Raw genomic sequence first — 19,163 nt, forward strand, 5'->3', positions numbered from 1 at the left:
GTCCGGAGGTTCCGTCCGGCACCTCACACCTTTGCCGACGCCGGCGACGAAGGCGCGTCAGTGGTGGTGGCCGTGCCGGCCGAGGGTCTCCACGGGGGTCGCGCCGGGGCGGGTCCACTGCGGCACGGGGCGGCTGGTCGGGCCCCAGGTGGCGACGCCGTCGGCGTCCGAGCGCCAGTACCAGCAGATCGGCGAGCCATGCCCACCGACAGGCGAGTCGGCCTGAGGGGCCTCGGGCCAGCCCTCGGGGTTGTCCTCCCACGCCTCGCGGCGGCCGTAGGGCGTCATGTCGAGCAGGCTCAAGGACCCGTTGACCGGCTCGTTGCCACGGCCCGTCGTGGAGTAGGTGAGGAACACGCGGTCGCCGTCGCGCAGGAAGCAGGTGATGTAACCCATGCTGCCGCCGACCGGCGCGTCCACGTCGCGCACCGAGTACCAAGGCTGGGTGTAGCCCATGAACTCGACGTAGGAGGCCACCTCGTCCCACCGGCCCGTGGTCAGGATGGCGAACGAGACGCCGCGGGCGTTGAGGTAGACGGCGTCCTGCAGGTGCCAGGCCGTGGTGGTGCAGCCCTCGCACTGCCCCTGGTGCGGCGCGCCGTCGTACCACATGTGCTTGTAGACCACGAGCTCGTCGCGGCCCTGGAACAGGTCCAGGAACGGGACCGGGCCGTCGGGTCCGACGACCTCGACCGTCCCGTCGAGCTCCACCATCGGCAGCCGGCGGCGGGCCGCGGCGATGGCGTCGCCCTCGCGGGTGTGGGCCTTCTCGCGGACCAGAAGCTCGTCACGGGCGGTCTGCCAGGTGGCCGGGTCAACGACGGGCGGGCGGCCGGGCAGCGCGGTGGTCGGGTCGTTCGGCGTGGTCGTCATGGTGTCCTCCGTGGTGTCTCGTGTCGGGCAGCGCGGGCAGTATTGCGCCCCGCAGCGTCATCTCGGCTTCGCTGCTGTTCCGTGCCGTACGACCGTCCTACGACGGTCACCGGAACAGACTCGCGACCCGGCCGGAACTCATCGCGCCGGGGACGCCCTCGGCCGAGCCTGTACGGACCACGTCGGGCCGACAAGTTCACAGACGCGCTCTGAGCGGTCACCAGCGTGGTGCGTCGCGGCCAGCGCAGCGTCATGATGGCGAAGGGAGGCCCGCCGATCACGGTACCGATGGCGAATGTCGAGATCAGTGCGCCGGCGGAGGACAAGCGGATCTTCAGGTTGTCGGCGATCTCCGGCAGGACCCCGGCCAGCAGGAACTCCGCGCTGCCCATCGCGAACAGGCTGAACGCGTGCAGGTAGACGCCGAGCGGCAGTCTCCCGCCAGAGACCGGCACCTGCTGCTGTGCGGTGTCGACGCTCACCGGCCATCACCCGCGACAGTGGCGCGGTGCTGTTCGACGGCGTGGTCGACGTCTTCGTCCAACAGGTCGGTGTTGATGGCGAAGGCGGCGGCGGACCCCATGCCGGCGGCGGTGATGACCTGGGCGCGTGGGTCGATGACGTCACCGGCGGCCCAGACGCCGGCGATGCCGGTGCGGCCGGTGGCGACAGCCGGTCTCGTCCTTGGCGCAACCCCGGTCGGTCAGCGGCTCATCGCGCGGGACCATGCGGGGGAAGAGGAAGGCGGCGGCGCGGGGGACGGTGTGACCGTCGGTGAGTTCGATGCCGCGCAGCCGGTCGCCGTCGATCGCCGGGGCGCTGGCCGGGGCGGTCATGAAGGCGACCCGGGGGCAGGCCGACGCCGCCCGCGCGCGAGCTTATCCTGGAGCGGCTGACCGGCTGACCGCGATGACGCACTTCGTCCACGGCTTCCGCATGGAGTCGGCCCAGGCCGGCATCGCGGCCGTCTCGCCGGCCATGAAGGTGCTGCACCGCTCGCCGGTCCGACAGAAGTCCGGTCGGTGGAGGGGTAGTTCCGACAGCTGTACGGTGACCGGCCCGCGTGTGGGTCATAGGGTTCCGCCTCATGATCTTTAACCGAAGGCGCAGGCTTTTACGCCTGCGATCGGGCAAGGCGCTGGCGGTGGTGTCCGCTGTCGTGTTCGGCGTATCGCTGAGCATGGCGGGCACCGGTCAGGCGTCCCCGGTGAAGCACGCTCCGGCGCTCAAGCCGATCGACCCGCAGCAGGTGCAGGACCAGGACGACATGACCTGGGACGACTACAAGCCGATTCCGGGTGTGAGCTGGGCGACCAGCGGCAAGACCCCCACCGGCCGGGCGCTGAAAGTGGCGCTCGTGGCGGTCGACTTCCCCGACCAGCCGTTCGTGATCACCAAGCCGAAGCAGTCCGACCCGTTCGGCAACCCGCAGATCGACCCGATCACGCGGGACAACGTCGCGGAGTTCTACGCCGGCTTCTTCAACAAGCCGAGCGAGCTGAACCACAACCAGACCCTCAACGGGTACTGGATGGAGCAGAGCGGCGGCAAGATCGGCATCTCCGAGGTGACCCCCATCGGCACCTACCGGATGCCGCAGAACTATCACCAGTACGGCCTGAACGACGGGTTCGGCCAGGAGAAAGAGGGCTGCCCGGGCACGACCACGGTGACCGGGGCACAGAGCGCCGTGTCCACCATCACGGTGGAGTCGACCAAGTTCTTCCACGTCGGCGACGTCATCACGATCTCGGGAGTCAGCCCGTCCGGGCGCAGGACCGTCACGGCCATCCCGGACGGCACGCACCTGCAGCTCGACGCGACGGTGACCGTCGCCGACAAGGCCACTGTCAACGACTGCATGGGGACCCGGCTGGAGACCGACGCCGACGCGCTGTGGCACGCCGACCTGGGTTGCACCGGCAACTGTGGCTACGACGTGATCCTGCGGATCTACGCGGGCTACGACGAGACCACGGTGTGGCAGGAATTCGGCGAGATGAAGTTCCAGTCGCCGGAGGACGTGCCGCGCGAGACCTGGGGCAATCCGAACCCAGCGCTGGCGAACACGGTCGTCACCCGGTACGTTCCTTGGACGTCCTATCTCGCCGGTTCGCAGCTGTGGGGTCTGTCCTCGGTACGGCAGGGTGAGAGCTCCGGCACGATCTTGCACGAGCTGAGCCATTTCCTGTACAGCATCGGTGACAACAACAACAACCCCTATGCGACGCCGTACCACCGGGTGGGGTCGGGTCCGTGGGACATGCTGGACCGGGGCTCGTTCAACGGTCCGGGCGGCCCGCACAAGCGCTGGGTGGTGCCCGCGCAGCAGGGCGCCTCGATGGGCGCCGAGCACACCCTGCGTAACAAGATCGGTATGGGCTTCGTGCCGTACTCCTCGGTACTGCGGCTCAACCGGGACGGGCTGGCCCAGTCCGGCCTGGCGGTCGCTGATGTGATCGCCCGCGCGGTGAACGCTGACAAGCTGCCCAAGGGGTCACGGGCCGGCATCCAGGTGTTGCTGGACGGCGCGGCGCCGGTGGACCGCTCGCCGGACTGCGACGTCAACACCAATCAGACCTGTGACGGTGGCGGTCCCAAGGGCAACTGGAGCAACTACAGCCTGGAGACGGTGCAGCGGATCGGGTACGGCTCGTTCGGGCCCGACAACGGTGTGCTGATCGCCAAGAACAAGACCTACGAGCCCGGAAAGGACGGCAAGGAAGGGTCGACCTGCGGGTACAACTGCTTCACCTGGGTACAGGACGCGCACCCCGAGGACATCAACAAGGTCGACTTCACGCGCCCTGACGGCACCCCCGTCATGCGCACCATGGGCGACTACCGGCAGCTCAACGACGCGCTGTTCCACGCCGGCACGAACTCCGGCTCCAAGAACGAGTTCGCCGACGCAGCCAACGACCTGCACTTCTACATCCTCGACAAGTACACCGACGCCAAGGGACTGCTGCACTACGTCATCGGCGTGCAGAACCCGAAGGGCGCCGGACCGCAGAAGCGCGGCGTCGCGGTCGCCAAGGGCCGCCCCGACAAGCGCTCCACCACCTTCATGGCCACCCAGTGCACCTTCGCGGTGACCAACACCGGTAAGGACGCGGCCACCGACCCCGCCCTGCACCCGCAGGACGAGCGGGCCCACCTGCACAACGACATCTACCGCCTGTCGACCGCGGTCAGCGGATCGGGCTGGACCGCCCAGCCCTACAACAACCTGACCACGGCGGCGTTCGGCCAGACCGTCAACGTGCCCGTCTACGTCACCCGCAGCGAGGGCAGCGCCGAATCGGCCACCGTCCAGCTGACCGCGACCTCGGTGAGCAACCCCGGTAAGACCGCCACCGCCACCTGCAAGGTCAAGGACAACGACACCGGCCGCTGACCCGCGACCGACGCACACCGCCACAAGCGGACCCCGAAGGGGAGACCGTGCTCGCTTAGCCCGCTGCTGTCGTAGGCACGGGCTTGAGTCAGGGTTGTCGTGTACCGGGCGTCGAACTGGCGGGTATCGGCCAACGCCGACAGCGCCGCCGGCCCGTCCTCGGTGAGGGCGAGATCTCGCAGGGGCGGCAACGCGTTCGCGTCTCCGCGGATCTCGCCGCGCGGGGTGGCCGGGGTGGTGCTGATGTCGTACACCCTGACTGCGGCGGGGCTGACTCCCGGCTCTCCAGCCACCAGTGTGTTCCCGGCGACGGCGACCAGCGGAGGCTGGGTCGTGCCCGGCCCGACGAACGGCAGCACGCGCGGACCTTGAAGAGTTCGACGCCCGCCGGGCCTCCACCGATGCCGCCGACCGCGCCGCGGCCGCCGCGCTCACCCGCCAGCGGCGAAGCGAATACGACGACGCCGTGCACCACGAGCGGGAGGCGCTGGCCGCGCAGGCACGATCAGCCCGTGACGGAACCGAGGCCGATGCGTCCCTGGACGTCTTCAACGCCATGGCCTAGATACGCATGGCCGCCTCACGGGCGCTGGCGCTGCTGCACAAGCAGCCGATCACCTTCACCACCGATCACGCCGCGGCCATCGCCGAGCTCTGCGACGGCGCCGAGACAGCCATTACCGCCGTCCGGGACCTGGCCACCGGCTGCGGCAGGCCGTCCGGGTCGGAGATCCGTGCGCGAACTGCACGGTGATGGACAAGCCGCCTCCGGGGCGTGCGCTGGTGGTGAGGGTGGCGTGGTGAGCTTGCGTGACGGCATTGACGATGGCGAGGCCGAGGCCGTAGCCGTCGCGGCGGCCGTGACGATCAGGCGCCAGTTTCTGGAAGGGTTGAAAGAGGCGCTGGATCTGGTTGCCGGGGATGACCGGCCCGCTGTTGGCGACTGTAAGGGCCACCTGCGTGCCGGAGGTCTGAGTGGTGACCTTTACGTGCCCGTCTGCGTGGTTGTGGCGGATGGCGTTGTCGATGAGGTTGGCGACGAGGCTTTCGATCAGTCTCGGGTCTCCCGTCGTCACTGCGGGCGTTAGGTGTTCGGCGAGGTCAATGCCTGTCACCGCTGCTTGGTCGCGGCGGGTGGCGAGCACTCCTTCGACGATGTGGGCGAGGTCGAGGGTGTCCCAGCGGGTGACGCCGCGTTCGCTGGTGGCCAGGGCGAGCAGTGCTTGGACGAGCCGCTCCTGGTGTCCGCCCAGAGCGAGGGCCTCCTGGCAGGCCGAGCGGAGGGTTTCGGTGTCGGCATCGGGGTCGGCGAGGGCGACTTCAAGAAGGGTGCGCAGGCCGGCGAGAGGGGTGCGCAGCTCGTGGGAGGCGTTGGCGACGAAGTGGCGTTGGGCGTCGAAGGACGCCTGCAGGCGGGCGAACAGGTCGTCGAGCGTGTGGCCGAGCTCGGTCAGCTCGTCCGTGGGCTCGCCGAGAGCAAGCCGCCGGTGGAGGTCTCCGGCGGAGATGATTTTGGCGGTGGCGGTGATGGCGCGCAGCGGGCGCAGGAACCGGCCGGCGACGAACCAGCCCAGAGCCAGGGCGACGGGAATCAGTATGACCAGAGCGACGGCGGATCCCATGAGGAGTTGGGGCAGGCTGATCCCGGGCCCGGTTTCGGTGATCGCGCTCGATGAGGGGTGGCCTTTGGGGGTGGCCGCATTGATGCTGGCGAGCGGGACGGCGACGAGGACGAGCACGAAGACCCCGGCGGCGTAGATGCCCGCCGCGTAGGCGAGCGCGAGCCGCGTCTGCAGGGACCTTCTGGCGAGCGTCTGGGGGGTCATGACGGTCGGATGCGGTAGCCGGCTTCGCGGATGGTCTCGATCACGGGCGGGTCGCCGAGCTTGGCTCGTAGCCGGTGCATGGTGTGCTTGACGGCGCTGCTGAACGGGTCGGCGGCCTTGTCCCAGACGCGTTCGAGCAGTTCCTCGGCGGAGATGACCAGGCCGGGTACGGCGAGCAGGCATTCGAGCAGGGCAAACTCCCTGGGGCTCAGCTCAAGGCGCCGCCCGGCCCGAAACGCGATACGGCGGGCCGGATCGAGGGTGATGTCCCCGCATGCCAGGGTCGGCGGGAGCGGCGGGGTGGCGCGGCGGGCCAGGGCACGGACGCGGGCGACCAGTTCGGCGAACGCGAACGGCTTGGGCAGGTAGTCGTCGGCGCCGAGGCTGAGCCCGTCGACGCGGTCCTCGATCGTGCCGGAGGCGGTGAGCATCAGTACGCGGGTCTCACAGCGGCCGTGGGCGAGTCGCCGGCAGATCTCGTCCCCGTGGACGCCGGGCAGGTCGCGGTCGAGGATCACCACGTCGTAGCGGGTGGCGGCCACGCGGTCGAGGGCGGCGGTTCCATCCAGGACGACGTCGACGGCCATGCCCTCGCGGCGCAGCCCGGTTCCGATGGAGCGGGCGAGGACCTCGAAGTCCTCGACGACGAGGACCCTCACCGCCACTCACCGCCGGTTGTCGTGCGGGCGGGGCGGCCGAACCGGCCGCCGGGTCGAGGTGCCATGGGTTAACGATGCCAGATCCCCGGTTCCAGCCGGGTCGCAGCGGCTGCGACCCGGCTGGAACCGGGTGCCGCGTACAACCGTCGGCATGAGTTCATTCACGCCTTACCGATCCAGCCAACGGGCCGGGCGGGACCGTTTCCCTCAGTTGCTGCGCGCGGAGTGGACCAAGTTCCGCTCCGCGCGGGGCTGGGTGCTCGCCATGGCGGCCTCGGTATTGGTCACCGTGTCGCTCGGATTGCTGATCGCCGGGGGCGCCCGCAGCACCTGCGTGACATGGAAGGGCGAGGGCCCCTGCCCCGCGCCTTTGGTGGGTCCCGATGGTACGGCGGTGAAGGACAAGTACTACTTCGTGCACCAGCCGCTCAAGGGGAACGGCAGCATCACCGCCCGCGTGTCGGATATGACCGGGCAGATGCGGCTGCCGGACGCCGTACCCGGGGTGCGCAACGTCAAGGAGGGGGTGGTGCCGTGGGCGAAGGCCGGGCTCCTCGTCAGGCAGAGCCTCACGCAGGGCACGCCGTATACCGCCGTCATGATCACCGGCAGCCACGGCGTGAGGATGCAGCACAACTTCACCCACGACGTGGCCGGCGGTCCTGTGCAGGGGCCACGGTGGCTGCGGCTGACCAGGTCGGGCGATACTCTCACCGGCTACGAGTCAGGCGACGGCAAGACGTGGACCGAGGTCAGCACGGTCAAACTGACCGGCCTGCCGGAGACGGTCGAGATCGGGCTGTTCGCCACCTCACCAGGCGCCTTGTGGGAGATGGCGGCAGCCTTCGCCCAGGCCACCGCCACCTTCGACCAGATCAAGCTGCAGGGCGCGAACGGTTCGTGGCGGCGTGATGACGTCGGCGTCTCCTTGGGGCCCGACGGCAAGACCCTGCATCACCCGGGCGGGGTCGTCGAGTCCGGCGACAAGCTCCTCGTGACCGGGGTCGGTGACATCGGGCCCGCCACGGTGGAGGGCGGTCTGCGCGCTGACCTCATGCTGATCGGCGGGGCCGTGGGGCTGATCCCGGTGCTCGTGGTGGCGGTCACGTTCTTCACAACGGAACACCGGCGCGGGCTGATCGGGACCAGCCCGCCGGCCGAGCCGCATCCAGCGCGGCTGCTGGCGGCCAAGGCCGCGGTGGTCGGCGCGGTCGCGTTCGTGGCGGGGCTGGTGGCCTCGGGGGTCGTGGTCCCTGTCGGCCTGGCGATGTTGCGTGCCAATCAGAACCCGATCCAGCCGATCACCCTGGGTACCGAGCTGCGGGTGATCGTCGGCTACGCGGCGCTGACCGCAGCCGCCGCCGTGCTGGCTCTGGGCCTGGCCGCGCTGGTCAAGCGGGGCATCGTCGCCATCGGGCTGGCCATCGCGCTGGTCGTCGTGCCCTACCTGCTGGCGATCGCGGGCCTGGCGCCATGGCTGCTGATGATCACTCCTGCCGCCGGGTTCGCGATCACGCAGAGCGTCCCCACGTTCGCGCATGTGGACGTGGACCAGTCACTGCTCGGCGGCTATTACCCGCTCCCGCCATGGGCAGGTTTGACCGTGACCTGCGGATATGCCGCCCTCGCCCTCGGGGTGGCGATTGCCGCATACCGCAGGAAAGTGCCACTCACTGCGCCTGCCGCGCGACCCGGACGCCCCAAGCGATGACGACGGCGAAGAGGAGTAGGGCGGCCTTGGGGCCAATGGATACAGCGTTGGACTCTCCTGCCGTGGGAGAGTCCACCATGATGGCATGCAAGACGAACTTCTCACCATCGGGCGCTTCGCCCGCCTGTGCCGGCTCAGCGTCAAGCAGCTACGGCACTACGACGAGATGGGGCTATTGGCTCCGGTCCGCGTGGACGCCAGCTCCAGCTACCGCTATTACGCACCTGAACAGGCACGTGATGCCCTGACCATCGCCCTGCTCCGCGAGATGGATCTTCCCCTGGCTGTGATCGCCCAGGCGCTGGCTGCCGAGCCTGCGCGCAGGGCACAGATCCTGCGCGCTGAGCGGGACCGGCTGGCCGAGCGGATCAGCAGGGACCAGGCACGGCTGGCGATGCTGGAGCGACTGGCGGAGGGCGGCCTGCCCGGCTACGAGGTGACGATGAGCAGAGAGCCGGAGCGACGGCTGGCAGTGGTGCGAACGGTCTGCACCCCTGCGGAGATCGCGGAGAAGGTCGAGGAATGCGTAGGCCGGCTGCTGCCCGCGCTCAGCAAGACGGCAATCGTATGGGAGCCGCCGCTGTGGGCGCTGTACCCGCTGGATCTGGAAGAGCGGATGGAGATCGCCGTCGGAGCGCAGACGCCGCAGGGGGAAAGGGCACCCGGCCTGGAGTTCGAGGTGCTGCCCGGCGGACTCGTTGCCGAGACCGTGCACATCGGGCCCTACGCCCAGCTGCCCCTGGCCTACAACGCTCTCTTCGCCGCCATCCACGAGCGCGGACTGCGCCCGCAAGCACCCGTACGTGAGGCCTATCTCGTCGGACCGGCAGAGGCACCGCGAGAAGAACTGATGACCCGGCTGATCATCCCCGTCCAGGAGAGCATGGCATGACCACGGTAATAGACATCGATGCCCGCGGTACGCAGCACTGCGAGACGACAGCTCTGGGGGTGCTGCTGCGGCACGAAGGACTCGATCTGTCCGAGCCCATGCTGTTCGGTCTCGGCTCCGGTCTGTCCTTCATCTACTGGGACAGCAAGAATATGGGCTTCCCCTTCCTCGGAGGGCGGGTCAAGCCTTTCGATCTGACCAGAAACCTGGCCACGAGACTCGGGCTGGAGCTCCTGGTCCAGGAGACCACCTCTCCTCGCAGGGCGTGGGAGAACGTGGCCGGCCCCATCGATGCCGGCCACCCCGTCGGACTGCAGCTCGACAGCTACCACCTGGACTACTTCGGGTCGAAGGTGCACTTCGGCGGCCATGTCGTCGCCATGTACGGCTACGACGAGCACGACGCCTACCTGGTGGACACCGACCAGCAAGGCAGAGCGGTATCCACCAGCCTGACCAGCCTCGCCCAGGCCAGAGCCGCACGCGGCCCGATGACCGCCAAGCACCGCTCCTTCACCCTCACCGCTCCGAGGAACCCGCCCTCCGCACAGGGCCAGATCATTCCCGCCATCACCGCCTGCGCCGACGCCTTCCTCAACTCGCCCATCGCCAACCTCGGCCACCGAGGCATTGACAAGGCCGGCAAGCTGGTACGCACGTGGCTCCAGCGCACCGGCAACCCGCAGCGGGACCTGCCGCAGGCTGCCCTCTTGATGGAGAAGGCCGGCACCGGCGGCGCCCTGTTCCGTAACCTCTACCGCGACTTCCTCGCCGAATGCACCCAACTGCTCGGAAGCAGCCACCTGCGCACCGGCCACGGGCTGTACACCGAGGCAGCCACCCTGTGGACGGAAGCCGCAGCACTGATCACAAAAGCCGGTGAATCAGGCGATGCGCGGTACCTCGTACAGGCAGGCACCATCTTCTGCGATCTTTCACGAATAGAGCGTGCGGCCATGCAGGCGCTGAGCTGCCTGGGGAGTGAGACCCCAAGCGTGATCCGGCCCTGACAATCCTCAAAAACCTTTCGTTTTCTGAAGATCGCTCGGATGTTCTACGAGCTGTACCGGGTGGCGGGCGAGTCCGGCGACCTGGACTGGGCCGAGCGGCCGGCGAGCGGGATCATGACGAGCGGGGTGCCGGACCGGCCCGTGCCCGGGCTGTGGGACACGGCCTGCCAGTGTTGCGGCTGCCAGTGTTGCGGCGTGGCGGGGCTGGTGGAGCTGTTCGCCGGGTTGTGGGCGGCGACGGGACGCCAGGCGTACTGAGCTTCGCGGGGACGCGGCGCGAGCACGAATAGTTTGCGCGCGGGCGCGCGTCAGGGTTAAGCTCGAATGCTGCAACTCAAAAGCATGAGCTTCACAACCCTCCGATAGAAGTATACCACCGAATGACTAATCGTCAAGATGGTCTTGTGGAAGCCCTTGACGCCGAGCAGCGTACCGTGGCGTGGCTGTACGGCAGGCTCGACGTCGCCAGGGAGCGGGCGCAGGCGGCGCTGCGCGAGGTGTACGGCAGGGGCGGCGCCCTGGGCACGCGTCAGGCGAGGGTCGAGCGCGAGGTGCTGGCCTCGGAGCAGGCGCGCCGGCTGGCGCAGCTGAACGCGGTCGAGCGCGGCCTGTGCTTCGGCCGCATCGACGACGGCTCGGGGCAGAGCACCTATGTCGGCCGGATCGGGTTGCGTGACGAGGGCCACGAGTCGGTGCTCATCGACTGGCGGGCGCCGGCGGCGCGGCCGTTCTACGTGGCCACGGCCACCGATCCGGGCGGGCTGGTGCGCCGCAGGCACCTGCATCTGAAGGACCGTTCGGTGGTCGGCATCGACGACGAGGTGTTCGACCTGGAGGGGATGAGCGACGGCGACCGGCGCACGCTGGTGGGTGAGGCGGCGCTGCTGGCGGCGTTGCGGCGGGGGCGGACGGGCCGGATGGGCGACGTGGTGGCCACCATCCAGACCGAGCAGGACCGGGTGATCCGCGCCTCGCTGCAGGGCGCGCTGGTGGTGCAGGGCGGCCCGGGCACCGGCAAGACGGTGGCGGCGCTGCACCGGGCCGCGTACCTGCTCTACACCCACCGCGACACGCTGGAGCGGCGCGGCGTGCTGGTGGTGGGCCCCAACCCGATGTTCCTGCGCTATATCGGCCAGGTGCTGCCCGCGCTGGGGGAGACGCAGGTGGTGATGTGCACGGTGGGCGAGATGTTCCCCGGGGTGCGGGCGGTCGCCGCCGACCGTCCCGCGGCGGCGGTGGTCAAGGGCGATGCGCGGATGGCCGAGGTGGTGGCCGGCGCGCTGGCGCTGCGCCAGGGGGTGCCCGACGGGGATCTGGAGGTGGAGCTGGACGGGCTGCGGCTGCGGGTGGCGCGTGCGGTGTGCCTGCGGTTGCGCGAGCGGGCGCGCGCGGTGCGGCTGCCGCACAACATGGCGCGCAAGCTGTACGTCACCGAGTTGCTCAAGGAGCTGGCCAGGGCCGAGGCGCGGGCGCTGGAGGAGTCGCTGCACATCGAGGACCTGGTCGTGGACGACGAGCCGGAGCTGTCGCAGCCGCTCGACCTGGAGGGCGACCTGGACGAGCTGGATCTGGAGCTGGCCTCGCGGCGGTTGTGGGGCGAGCCGGAGGTGCGGCGGGCGATCGACGGGCTGTGGCCGGAGCTGACGCCGCAACGGCTGATCTCGGAGCTGCTGTCCTCGTGGGACACGTTGTGGTCGGTGGCGCCGTCGGGGCTGGACTGGCAGGAGCTGCTGCGGCCGGTGGAGGCCGCGTGGACGGCCGGGGACGTGCCGCTGCTGGACGAGGCGGCCGAGCTGCTGGGCGAGGACGACTCGGCCAGGCGGGCGGCGGCCCGGCAGGCCGGGCAGGAATCGGCCGAGCAGGAGCTGTATGCCTGGGAGGTGCTGGAGTCGACGGGCGTGGCGGAGGGCGGCATCCTCGACCGGGCCGACGTGCTGGCCGAGCGGCACATCGACGACGGCTCCGGGCTGACGACGGCGGATCGGGCGGCGGCCGACCGCACCTGGGCGTACGGGCATGTGATCGTGGACGAGGCGCAGGAGCTGTCGGCGATGGCCTGGCGGATGATCATGCGGCGGGTGCCGGCCAGGTCGCTGACCGTGGTGGGCGACCTGGCGCAGACGGGGTCGGCGGCGGGCGCGCGCTCGTGGGGCGAGGTGCTGGACCCGCACCTGAAGGGGCGCTGGCGGGAGGAGCGGCTGCTGGTCAACTACCGCACGCCAGTGGAGATCATGCGGGTGGCCACCGACGTGCTGCACGCGTTCGCGCCGGGGCAGGAGCCGCCGGAGTCGGTGCGCGAGGGCGAGGCGGAGCCGCGGGCGCTGCGGCTGCCGGTGTCCGCCCTGCCCGCGCTGGTGGAGGGGGAGCTGGCGGAGATCGGCGATGGCCGGGTGGGCGTGGTGACGCCGGACGGGCTGCACGCGGAGGTGGCGCGGCTGTTCCCCGGCGGTGATCTGGACGCGCCGGTGGTGGTGCTGACGGTGGGGCAGGCCAAGGGGCTGGAGTTCGACACGGTCGTGGTGGTGGACCCGGCGGGGATCGTGGCGCAGTCGCCGATGGGCGGCCAGGACCTGTACGTGGCGGTGACGCGGGCGACGCGGCGGCTGACGGTGGTGCACGAGGGCGACCTGCCGGAGTCGCTGTCGCGCCTGACTGAGAAATCTACATTGTAAAGGCGGTGGGCTGCTTCTATCCCACCGCCTGCGAACCCGATCACCAGTCAGCAGCGGGTCAGTCGTGGTCGTCGGCGAGTTTGTCGGCGACGGCCCGGATGGTGCGGGTGACGTGGTCGAGGGCGCGCAGGGTCTCGGTGTCGAGGTGGTCCATGATGCGGCGGTAGTGCGTGAAGCCGGCGTTGTTGATCTCTTCGACGAGGGCGGCGCCGGCGGGGGTGAGCTCGACCCGGCGGACGCGGCGGTCCTGGGGGTCCTCGTGGCGGCTGACGAGGCCCTGGGCGACGAGGCGGTCGACGATGCCGGTGACGGTGCCGAGGCCGACGCCGAGGTTGTGGGCGAGGTCCTGGCCGGAGGCGGAGCCGGTGATGGACAGGACCATGACGACTTTGAGCTGCCGCATGGTGAGGTTGGAGGCGAACAGGGGGGATTGGTGCTGGGCGAACAGTCGCCCGAGGCCACGCTGTGTTTCGCTGATCCGGCGGATCAGGTCTTCGCGTTCGTCGTTCACGCTCACCTCTCGCTTCCTGAGAAGGTTATCAGGAAAGCTCGATCGGTTTAAATATTCGTTCAAGGCAAAGTGTTAGTCTGGGGCGAACTCTTGGAGGGGAACCCATGACCGCTTTCGCCCGGTTGAGCTTGGTCAACCGCACCCTTGTGATCTTGGTGGCGGTCGTGCTCAGCGCGTTCGGCGCGTTCACGATCCCGCAGTTGAAACAGCAGTTGCTGCCGTCCTTGGCGTTTCCGGGCGCGTTCGTGGTCGCGCCGTATCCGGGGGCGTCCCCGGAGATCGTCGAGGATCAGGTCACCAAGCCGATCGAGGACTCCTTCCAGGGGCTGGCCGGGATGGAGCAGCTGACCTCGACGTCGAGGGAGGGCATGGCGCAGGTCCAGGTGGCCTTCGCCTACGGCACCGACGTCGAGTCGTCGCTGAACAAGATGCAGCAGGCCCTGGACGGGGTGACGCTGCCGGAGGGCGTGGACCCGCGGGTGGTGGCGGGCAACACCGACGACATCCCGGTGCTGGTGCTGGCGGTGGGCGACGGCGGCGACGAGCGGGCGATGGCCGACAAGCTGCGCCGGATCGTGGTGCCGGAGCTGCAGAGCGTGGAGGGCGTACGGGAGGCGGCGGTCACGGGCACCCGCGAGGAGGTCGTGACGATCGAGCCCGACGCCGGCAAGATGACGAAGGCGGGGGTGTCGGCGGCGCAGATCCCCGACGTGCTGAAGGCGAACGGCACGCCGATCCCGGCCGGCACGCTGACCTCCGACGACAAGTCGCTGACGGTCCAGGTGGGCTCGCGGGTCGACTCGGTGGCCAAGCTGAAGGACCTCTACCTGACGCCCGCGCAGCCCGCGGCGCCCCAGCAGACCGCCCAGGCGCGGCCCCAGACCGGTCAGCCCGGTCAGCCTGGTCAGAGCGGGCGGCCGGGTCAGGCCGGCATCCCGCAGCAGACCGCCAAACCAAAGCCGCTCAAGCCGGTCAAGCTGGGCGATGTCGCGACGGTGACGCGCGGGCTGGCGGACGCGACGACGATCACCCGTACGGACGGCAAGACGAGCCTGGGCGTGTCGGTGACGATGGTGCCCGACGGCAACGCGGTGACGATCTCGCATGACGTCAGGGCGAAGCTGCCGGACCTGACCAGGGCGCTGGGCGATTCGTCGGACACGGCGGTGTCGGTGGTGTTCGACCAGGCGCCGTACGTGGAGGAGTCGATCCAGAGCCTGACCACCGAGGGGCTGCTGGGGCTGGCGTTCGCGGTGCTGGTCATCCTGGTGTTCCTGCTGTCGGTGCGCTCGACGCTGGTGACGGCGGTGTCGATCCCGCTGTCGGTGGTGATCGCGCTGATCGTGTTGTGGGCGGGCGACTACTCGCTGAACATGCTGACGCTGGGCGCACTGACGATCGCGGTGGGCCGGGTCGTGGACGACTCGATCGTGGTGCTGGAGAACATCAAGCGGCATCTCGGCTACGGCGAGGCCAAGCTGCAGGCGATCCTGGCGGCGGTGCGCGAGGTGTCGGGCGCGGTGACGGCCTCGACGCTGACCACGGTGGCGGTGTTCGCGCCGATCGCGATCGTGGGCGGCATGGTGGGCGAGTTGTTCAGCCCGTTCGCGATCACGGTGGCGGTGGCGTTGCTGGCCTCGCTGGTGGTGTCGCTGACGGTGGTGCCGGTGCTGGCGTACTGGTTCCTGAAGGCGCCGGACCTGACGCCCGAACAGGCGCGCAAGCAGCGTGAGGAGGCCGAGGCCAAGGAGCTGCGCTCGCCGTTGCAGCGGGCGTACCTGCCGGTGTTGCGGTTCGCGACGCGGTTCAAGCTGGTGACGGTGCTGATCGGGGTGGCGGTGTTCGTCGGCACGATGGGCCTGGCGGGCGGGCTGCGGACGAACTTCCTGGACTCCTCGGGCCAGAACACGATCTCGTTGTCGCAGCGGATGCCGGTGGGCACCGATCTGGAGACCACCGACACGGCGGCCAAGCGGGTGGAGGGCGTGCTGTCCGGTCTGGGCGGCGTGGAGTCGTACCAGGTGAACGTGGGCGGCGGCGGCAACGGCTTCGGCGGCGGCGGGACCGGGGGCGGCGCGGACCGGGCGTCGTACTCGGTGACGCTCACCGAGGGTGCCGACACGGCGAAGGTCGAGCAGGAGTTGCGGGACAAGGTCGCGGGCCTGTCGGGGGTCGGCGAGGTGACGGTGGGCGGCGCCGGCGGGGGCGGGTTCTCCTCCGACTCGATCGACGTGATCGTGCAGGCGCCCGACGTCGAGACGCTGCGGTCGGCCTCTGACGCGGTCAAGGCCGCGATGGGCGAGGTGCCGGGGCTGCGTGATCTGTCGTCGAACCTGGAGGCGAGCGCTCCTCGGGTCGAGGTCGTGGTCGATCGGCAGGAGGCGGCCGAGCGGGGCCTGTCGGAGGCGCAGGTCGGGCAGGCGGTGGCGCAGGCGTTCCGCGGCGCGCCGCTGGGCCAGATCACGCTGGACGGCCGTGCCAGCGACCTGGTGTTGCGCGGCGCGGACGCGCCGGACGACATCGACGCGATCGAGGACCTGAAGCTGCCGACTGCGGCGGGCCTGGTGAAGTTGTCGTCGGTGGCGGACGTGCGGCAGGTGGCCGGGCCGACGCAGGTGTCGCGGATCGACGGTGAGCGTTCGGCCACGGTGTCGGCCAAGGCGACCGCGGCCGATCTGGGCACCGTGACGGCGGCGCTGACGACGAAGCTGCAGGCGCTGAGCCTGGACTCCGGCGCCACCTACGAGATCGGCGGCGCCTCGGCCGACCAGGCGGACGCGTTCGCCGACCTGGGGCTGGCGATGCTGGCGGCGATCGCGATCGTGTTCATGATCATGGTGGCGACGTTCCGCAGCTTCATCCAGCCGCTGATCCTGCTGGTGTCGATCCCGTTCGCCGCCACGGGCGCGGTGGGGCTGCTGGTGGCGACCGACACGGCGCTCGGGGTGCCGGCGCTGATCGGCATGCTGATGCTGATCGGGATCGTGGTGACGAACGCGATCGTGCTGATCGACCTGATCAACCAGTACCGCGAGCAGGGCATGGGCGTGGTGGAGGCGGTGATCGAGGGCGGCCGGCGCAGGTTGCGGCCGATCCTGATGACGGCGGTGGCGACGATCTGCGCGCTGACGCCGATGGCGATGGGGGTGACCGGCTCGGGCGGGTTCATCTCGCAGCCGCTGGCGATCGTGGTGATCGGCGGCCTCATCTCCTCGACGCTGCTGACGCTGGTGCTGGTGCCGACGTTGTACACGATGGTGGAGCGGGCCAAGGAGCGGATGCGGCGCACGCCGGCCGCGCCGAAGCACGAGGCGAAGGTCCTGACGCCCACGCCGTGACCGCTCAAGGGGATCTCCTGCGCCCGTACGGCCTGGGTGCCGTGCGGGCGCAGGTGTGTGAATACACTTGTCCAACGTGACTTCCAAGCCGCGTATCCCCGATGTCCTGGCCGCTCGTTACGCCTCGCCGGAGCTGGCCCGCCTGTGGTCCGCCGAGTACAAGATCGTCGCGGAGCGGCGGTTGTGGCTGGCCGTGCTGCGGGCCCAGGCCGAGTTGGGCGTCGCGGTGCCGGAGGGGGCGATCGACGACTACGACAAGGTGGTCGAGCAGGTCGATCTCGACGCGATCGCGGCGCGCGAGCGGGTGAGCCGGCACGATGTGAAGGCGCGTATCGAGGAGTTCAACGCGCTGGCCGGGCACGAGCAGGTGCACAAGGGCATGACCTCGCGCGACCTGACCGAGAACGTCGAGCAGTTGCAGGTGCGCGACAGCCTGCTGCTGGTACGCGACCGGGTGGTGGCGCTGCTGGCGCGGCTGGCCACCCTGGCCGAGGAGCACGAGGCGACGGTGATGGCGGGCCGCTCGCACAACGTGGCGGCCCAGGCGACCACGCTGGGCAAGCGGTTCGCGACGGCCGCCGACGAGCTGCTGGTGGCCTACCGGCGGCTGGAGGAGCTGATCGGGCGCTACCCGCTGCGCGGGATCAAGGGCCCGGTCGGCACCGCCCAGGACATGCTCGACCTGCTGGGCGGCGACCGGGAGAAGCTGGCCGAGCTGGAGGGGCGGGTGGCCGCCCATCTGGGGTTCGCGCACCGGTTCACCAGCGTGGGGCAGGTCTATCCGCGGTCGCTGGACTTCGATGTGGTCACGGCGCTGGTGCAGCTGGCGGCGGCGCCGTCGTCGCTGGCCAAGACGATCCGGCTGATGGCCGGGCACGAGCTGGTGACCGAGGGGTTCAAGGAGGGGCAGGTCGGCTCCTCGGCGATGCCGCACAAGATGAACACCCGCTCGTGCGAGCGGGTCAACGGCCTGGCCGTGGTGTTGCGCGGTTACGCCTCGATGGTGGCCGAGCTGGCCGGCGACCAGTGGAACGAGGGCGACGTGTCGTGCTCGGTGGTGCGCCGGGTGGCGCTGCCGGACGCGTTCTTCGCCTTCGACGGGCTGGTGGAGACGATGCTGACGGTGCTGGAGGAGTTCGGGGCGTTCCCGGCGGTGATCTCCGCCGAGCTGGACCGCTACCTGCCGTTCCTGGCGACGACGAAGATGCTGATGGCGGCGGTACGGGCCGGGGTGGGCCGGGAGACGGCGCACGAGCTGATCAAGGAGCACGCGGTGGCGGCCGCGCTGGCGATGCGCTCGCGGGGCGCCGCGAACGAGCTGCTCGACCGGCTGGCCGCCGACGACCGCTTCCCGCTGGACCGCCCGGGGCTGGAGGCGTTGCTGGCCGATCGGGTGTCGTTCACGGGGGCGGCGGCCGATCAGGTGGAGGCGGTCTCGCAGCGGGTGGGCGAGGTCGTGGCGGCGCATCCGGAGGCGGCCGCGTACCGTCCCGGCGCGATCTTGTGATTCGTGAGCTGCGGACCGCCGGCCAGGTGCGGGCGGCGTGCGGGGACGACGACCTGCTCATGTGGGCGGCGCAGGGTCTGGCCGGCGGGGCGCGGGCGTGGGCGCTGGGCGACGCGGTGGTGGCCGGCTGCCCGGGGGTGTCGCGGCGTGATCGGTTAGGCGTGTGGGGCGGCGCGTCGTGCGCGGTCGATCTGGTACGTCATGCGCTGGCGGAGCTGGGACCCTCCTACCGGCCGTTCGGCGAGCGGGAGCTGGTGCGGGCGGTGACGGCCAAGCTGGACGGGGTGGAGGCGGGCGGGGAGTTCTCCTGGATGAGCCTCGACGTCGTTCCCCCGGGTCAGCGCGAGGGTGGGGTGGGCTGGCTGGGCGGCGGTGACGACGGGGAGGTCGCGGCGTTGCTGGCGGCCGACGCGCCGGAGTCGTACGCGGTGCCCGGGGTGGCGGGGGTGCGGCGGTGGGCCGGGGTGCGGGCCGGCGGCTCGCTGGCGGCGGTGGCGGCCGAGGCGTGGTCGGCGCCGACGGTGGGGCTGCTGGCCGGAGTCGCCACCGGGGCGCGCTTTCGCGGGCGGGGGCTGGCCGGGCAGGTGTGCCGGTGGGTGTCGCGGGAGCTCGTGGCGGCCTGCGGGCGGGCGGCGCTGATGGTGGACGATCACAACGGGGCCGCGATCGCGGTGTATGAGCGGATCGGGTACCGGCGGCGGCGGGTGATGGCCGCGCGCGTGGCGCGCTGAACGGGGCTCTTCGACGTCGCTTGGCGCGGCCCG

General features: G+C 70.3%; 15 protein-coding genes. 9 read left to right on the forward strand and 6 right to left on the reverse strand.

The genetic code is table 11. The features are described 5' to 3' along the window. Positions 1-57: 57 nt before the first annotated feature. The 3 genes from ACFLIM_RS29695 to ACFLIM_RS29705 form a co-directional block, all read right to left on the reverse strand. Positions 58-873, reverse strand: coding sequence for a DUF899 domain-containing protein (locus ACFLIM_RS29695; protein WP_393171020.1), 816 nt, complete (start codon positions 871-873; stop codon positions 58-60). After that, the gene (locus tag ACFLIM_RS29700) at positions 870-1,355 is read right to left on the reverse strand and encodes a hypothetical protein (RefSeq protein WP_393171022.1); all 486 of its coding nucleotides are present in this window, start codon (positions 1,353-1,355) and stop codon (positions 870-872) included. The genes ACFLIM_RS29695 and ACFLIM_RS29700 overlap by 4 nt, the downstream gene beginning before the upstream one ends. A 141-nt stretch (positions 1,356-1,496) precedes the next feature. Further along, positions 1,497-1,709 carry a hypothetical protein gene (locus ACFLIM_RS29705; protein ID WP_393171116.1) on the reverse strand — a complete coding sequence of 71 codons (213 nt, stop codon included), beginning with the start codon at positions 1,707-1,709 and terminating at the stop codon, positions 1,497-1,499. A gap of 251 nt (positions 1,710-1,960) precedes the next feature. Between ACFLIM_RS29705 and ACFLIM_RS29710 the strand changes: the two genes are divergently transcribed. Further along, complete coding sequence (locus tag ACFLIM_RS29710; protein WP_393171023.1) at positions 1,961-4,273, forward strand: peptidase M6; 2,313 nt, start codon at positions 1,961-1,963, stop codon at positions 4,271-4,273. 677 nt (positions 4,274-4,950) lie between these two features. On the opposite strand, the gene ACFLIM_RS29715 is transcribed toward ACFLIM_RS29710, so the two are convergent. Further along, a complete protein-coding gene (locus ACFLIM_RS29715; protein ID WP_393171024.1) occupies positions 4,951-6,099 on the reverse strand; it encodes a sensor histidine kinase in 1,149 nt (382 codons plus the stop codon). Further along, a complete protein-coding gene (locus tag ACFLIM_RS29720; protein WP_393171025.1) occupies positions 6,096-6,758 on the reverse strand; it encodes a response regulator transcription factor in 663 nt (220 codons plus the stop codon). Before ACFLIM_RS29720 ends, ACFLIM_RS29715 begins: the two co-directional genes overlap by 4 nt. A 151-nt stretch (positions 6,759-6,909) precedes the next feature. Between ACFLIM_RS29720 and ACFLIM_RS29725 the strand changes: the two genes are divergently transcribed. From ACFLIM_RS29725 to ACFLIM_RS29745, 5 genes are all read left to right on the forward strand, one after another. Further along, positions 6,910-8,469, forward strand: coding sequence for a hypothetical protein (locus tag ACFLIM_RS29725; protein ID WP_393171027.1), 1,560 nt, complete (start codon positions 6,910-6,912; stop codon positions 8,467-8,469). A gap of 85 nt (positions 8,470-8,554) precedes the next feature. Continuing rightward, entirely contained in the window at positions 8,555-9,361 is an 807-nt protein-coding gene (locus ACFLIM_RS29730; protein ID WP_393171029.1) for a MerR family transcriptional regulator, read from the forward strand. Beyond that, positions 9,358-10,371, forward strand: a complete 1,014-nt coding sequence (locus ACFLIM_RS29735) for a BtrH N-terminal domain-containing protein (RefSeq protein WP_393171031.1) — start codon at positions 9,358-9,360, stop codon at positions 10,369-10,371. The genes ACFLIM_RS29730 and ACFLIM_RS29735 overlap by 4 nt, the downstream gene beginning before the upstream one ends. Before the next feature lie 39 nt (positions 10,372-10,410). Then, positions 10,411-10,629 carry a hypothetical protein gene (locus ACFLIM_RS29740; RefSeq protein ID WP_393171033.1) on the forward strand — a complete coding sequence of 73 codons (219 nt, stop codon included), beginning with the start codon at positions 10,411-10,413 and terminating at the stop codon, positions 10,627-10,629. A 122-nt stretch (positions 10,630-10,751) separates the two neighbouring features. Then, positions 10,752-13,043 carry a HelD family protein gene (locus ACFLIM_RS29745; protein WP_393171035.1) on the forward strand — a complete coding sequence of 764 codons (2,292 nt, stop codon included), beginning with the start codon at positions 10,752-10,754 and terminating at the stop codon, positions 13,041-13,043. Positions 13,044-13,101: 58 nt separating this feature from the next. On the opposite strand, the gene ACFLIM_RS29750 is transcribed toward ACFLIM_RS29745, so the two are convergent. After that, complete coding sequence (locus ACFLIM_RS29750; RefSeq protein ID WP_393171037.1) at positions 13,102-13,560, reverse strand: MarR family winged helix-turn-helix transcriptional regulator; 459 nt, start codon at positions 13,558-13,560, stop codon at positions 13,102-13,104. A 98-nt stretch (positions 13,561-13,658) separates the two neighbouring features. Between ACFLIM_RS29750 and ACFLIM_RS29755 the strand changes: the two genes are divergently transcribed. The 3 genes from ACFLIM_RS29755 (at position 13,659) to ACFLIM_RS29765 (ending at position 19,130) form a co-directional block, all read left to right on the forward strand. After that, entirely contained in the window at positions 13,659-16,892 is a 3,234-nt protein-coding gene (locus ACFLIM_RS29755; RefSeq protein ID WP_393171039.1) for an efflux RND transporter permease subunit, read from the forward strand. Positions 16,893-16,968: 76 nt separating this feature from the next. Then, positions 16,969-18,399 carry an adenylosuccinate lyase gene (gene purB, locus ACFLIM_RS29760; RefSeq protein ID WP_393171041.1) on the forward strand — a complete coding sequence of 477 codons (1,431 nt, stop codon included), beginning with the start codon at positions 16,969-16,971 and terminating at the stop codon, positions 18,397-18,399. Beyond that, positions 18,396-19,130: a GNAT family N-acetyltransferase gene (locus tag ACFLIM_RS29765; protein WP_393171043.1), complete on the forward strand. Its 735-nt coding sequence runs from the start codon at positions 18,396-18,398 to the stop codon at positions 19,128-19,130. Before purB ends, ACFLIM_RS29765 begins: the two co-directional genes overlap by 4 nt. Positions 19,131-19,163 lie beyond the last annotated feature (33 nt).

It is taken from the genome of Nonomuraea marmarensis (assembly GCF_043197025.1).
GTDB lineage: Bacteria > Actinomycetota > Actinomycetes > Streptosporangiales > Streptosporangiaceae > Nonomuraea > Nonomuraea marmarensis.

Bases quoted from the DNA above. Each gene is read 5' to 3' on its own strand.
- ACFLIM_RS29695 (WP_393171020.1), bottom strand. From the start codon at position 873: ATGACGACCACGCCGAACGACCCGACCACCGCGCTGCCCGGCCGCCCG.
- ACFLIM_RS29705 (WP_393171116.1), bottom strand. From the start codon at position 1,709: ATGACCGCCCCGGCCAGCGCCCCGGCGATCGACGGCGACCGGCTGCGC.
- ACFLIM_RS29710 (WP_393171023.1), top strand. From the start codon at position 1,961: ATGATCTTTAACCGAAGGCGCAGGCTTTTACGCCTGCGATCGGGCAAG.
- ACFLIM_RS29715 (WP_393171024.1), bottom strand. From the start codon at position 6,099: ATGACCCCCCAGACGCTCGCCAGAAGGTCCCTGCAGACGCGGCTCGCG.
- ACFLIM_RS29725 (WP_393171027.1), top strand. From the start codon at position 6,910: ATGAGTTCATTCACGCCTTACCGATCCAGCCAACGGGCCGGGCGGGAC.
- ACFLIM_RS29730 (WP_393171029.1), top strand. From the start codon at position 8,555: ATGCAAGACGAACTTCTCACCATCGGGCGCTTCGCCCGCCTGTGCCGG.
- ACFLIM_RS29735 (WP_393171031.1), top strand. From the start codon at position 9,358: ATGACCACGGTAATAGACATCGATGCCCGCGGTACGCAGCACTGCGAG.
- ACFLIM_RS29740 (WP_393171033.1), top strand. From the start codon at position 10,411: ATGTTCTACGAGCTGTACCGGGTGGCGGGCGAGTCCGGCGACCTGGAC.
- ACFLIM_RS29745 (WP_393171035.1), top strand. From the start codon at position 10,752: ATGACTAATCGTCAAGATGGTCTTGTGGAAGCCCTTGACGCCGAGCAG.
- ACFLIM_RS29755 (WP_393171039.1), top strand. From the start codon at position 13,659: ATGACCGCTTTCGCCCGGTTGAGCTTGGTCAACCGCACCCTTGTGATC.